Source organism: Mycobacterium sp. (assembly GCF_050701515.1).
Classification (GTDB): Bacteria; Actinomycetota; Actinomycetes; order Mycobacteriales; family Mycobacteriaceae; genus Mycobacterium.
The window spans coordinates 1-2,208 of record NZ_JBOGDB010000174.1; the positions used below are offsets into that span (position 1 = coordinate 1).

Sequence of the window (2,208 nt, forward strand, 5' to 3'; positions counted from 1 at the left end):
CTGGATGCGTTGGCCAACGCCGGTCCAGCGCTGACTCGCTCGCTAAGCATCCTCGCGACGTACCCGTGGCCCAACGAAACGCTGGAGAACTGGGTTCGAGGCGACTACGGCAACTTGACGGCCGTCATCGACCTGACGTTAAGCCGAATCGACGCCGGTATCTTCACCGGCACCCGCTGGGAGGGCGATCTCACCGAACTGGAACTGCAATGGGGCCGCACCATCGGCCAGTTCCCGAGCCCCTACACAGCAGCCAACCCATTGATCATTCCGTACCGCTGGGATCAGGGGCCATGACATGGACCAGCTGAACAGGACCGTCAAGATCCAGATGGTGGCCTTCATCGTGGTGGCCATCACCGGGATCGCGGTCGTCGGCATCGTCTATATTCGCCTGCCGTCGGTGCTCTTCGGGATCGGGCGCTACACCGTAACCATGAGGCTATCGGAATCGGGGAACCTGTACCCGCAGGCCAACGTCACCTACCGCGGCACCGAAGTGGGCCGAGTGGAGGAGGTGCGGCTGACCGGCACCGGGGTGGACGCCATCCTCTCGCTGGACTCGGACGTGCGTATTCCGTCGGATCTCGACGCGCAGGTGCACAGCCAGACCGCGGTGGGTGAACAATTCGTTGCGCTGCTGCCGCGTAACGCCACTTCTGCGCCGCTGGCCGACGGAGACGTGATTCCAAACAGCCGCACCTCGGTGCCGCCGAACATCAACACGTTGCTTGAGGCGACGAATCGAGGGTTAGAGGCGATCCCCAACGACAACGTCAAGACCGTGATCGACGAAAGCTACACCGCTCTGGGCGGACTCGGTCCCGAATTCTCCCGATTCGTCAGCGGCGCCACAACCCTTGCCATCGACGCGAGAGAAGACCTCGACGCCCTCACCGCATTGATCGACGAAGCTCAGCCGGTGCTGGACTCTCAGACCGACACTTCCGACGCGATTCAGTCGTGGGCCGCGAACCTGGCCGGCGTCACCGATCAGTTGCGAACCCAGGACAACACACTCGCCGGGGTGCTCGAGCAGGGCGGCCCAGCCGCCAGCGAGGTGCGGCAGCTGCTTGATCGACTGCAGCCGACATTGCCGATCGTGCTGGCCAACCTCGTCAGCGTCGGGCAGGTGGCGCTTGCCTACCAGGCCAACATCGAGCAGTTGTTAGTGCTGGTACCGCAAGGCATCGCCAACTTGCACGGAACGGCGGTGGCCAACCTCAATACCAAGCAGGATTACAGGGGCGCCTACTTGAGCTTCAACACCGGCAACACCAACCTGCCGCCGGCTTGCCTCACCGGGTTCCTTCCTGCCCAGCAGGCGCGGCCGCCGACCTTCGTCGACGCCCCACCGCGGCCGGCAGGTGACGTGTATTGCCGTGTGCCGCAAGACTCGAGGTGGAACGTGCGCGGTGCGCGTAACACTCCCTGCGCGACCGTCCCCGGTAAGCGCGCTCCGACGGTCGCACTGTGCGAGAGCGATGAGCAGTACGTTCCCCTCAACGACGGTCTGAACTGGAAAGGCGACCCGAACGCCACGAATACGGGCCAGGACATCCCACAATTGCCGCCGGGACCGGCGCCAACGGGGGCCGCGCCGTCAGCGCCGGCTGCACCCGCCGTGCCCGCGCTGGCGACGGCGGAGTACGACCCCGCGACTGGAACCTACCTCGGGCCTGACGGAAACACTTATACCCAAACGAATTTGGCCGAGACCTCGAAGGAGCAGAGTTGGCAGACAATGCTGATGCCGCCGGCCGGACGCTGAACGTTTCGTCGGTCGACGGTAACGAGATCGAGGACGACAATGTCCTCGCTAAAGGCGCCGAAGCAGTTGGCTCGGGCGACCACGATGAAGGTGCAGCTACGTCGGCTAGGGAGAAGCCGCCGAAGAAGAGCGCGTCACCGCTTCGAACTGGATTGATCATCGGCCTGGTGATACTCGCGGGCCTTGGCGGGCTGGTCGGATGGCTCGGGTTTCGCGCCTACCAATCAGATGGAGCCACGCAACAGAGAGAGCTCTTCCTGCAGGTCGGCAGACAGGGGGCGATCAACTTGACGACAATCGACTTCACCCGGGTGGACGCCGACATACAACGTGTCCTCGGTTCGTCGACCGGCGCTTTCCACGATGACTTCCAGAAGCGTTCGCCCGCATTCGCTGAAGTGGTCAAGAATGCCCAGTCGAAAACCGAAGGCTCAGTC

2 protein-coding genes and 1 pseudogene are annotated in these 2,208 nt (G+C 63.6%); all 3 read left to right on the forward strand.

Going from position 1 to position 2,208, the window contains the following annotated elements; all coding sequences use genetic code 11:
- Window positions 1-297 (forward strand): annotated as a pseudogene (locus tag ACRDU5_RS14710) (mammalian cell entry protein); the annotation flags it as partial.
- 1 nt (window position 298) lies between these two features.
- Window positions 299-1,771 (forward strand): MCE family protein, encoded by a 1,473-nt coding sequence (locus tag ACRDU5_RS14715; RefSeq protein WP_526615328.1) that lies wholly within the window; start codon window positions 299-301, stop codon window positions 1,769-1,771.
- On the forward strand, window positions 1,735-2,208 hold a 474-nt coding region (locus tag ACRDU5_RS14720), incomplete at its 3' end, for an Rv1363c family protein (RefSeq protein ID WP_526615329.1). The genes ACRDU5_RS14715 and ACRDU5_RS14720, both read left to right, overlap by 37 nt.

Bases quoted from the DNA above. Each gene is read 5' to 3' on its own strand.
- ACRDU5_RS14715 (WP_526615328.1), top strand. From the start codon at position 299: ATGGACCAGCTGAACAGGACCGTCAAGATCCAGATGGTGGCCTTCATC.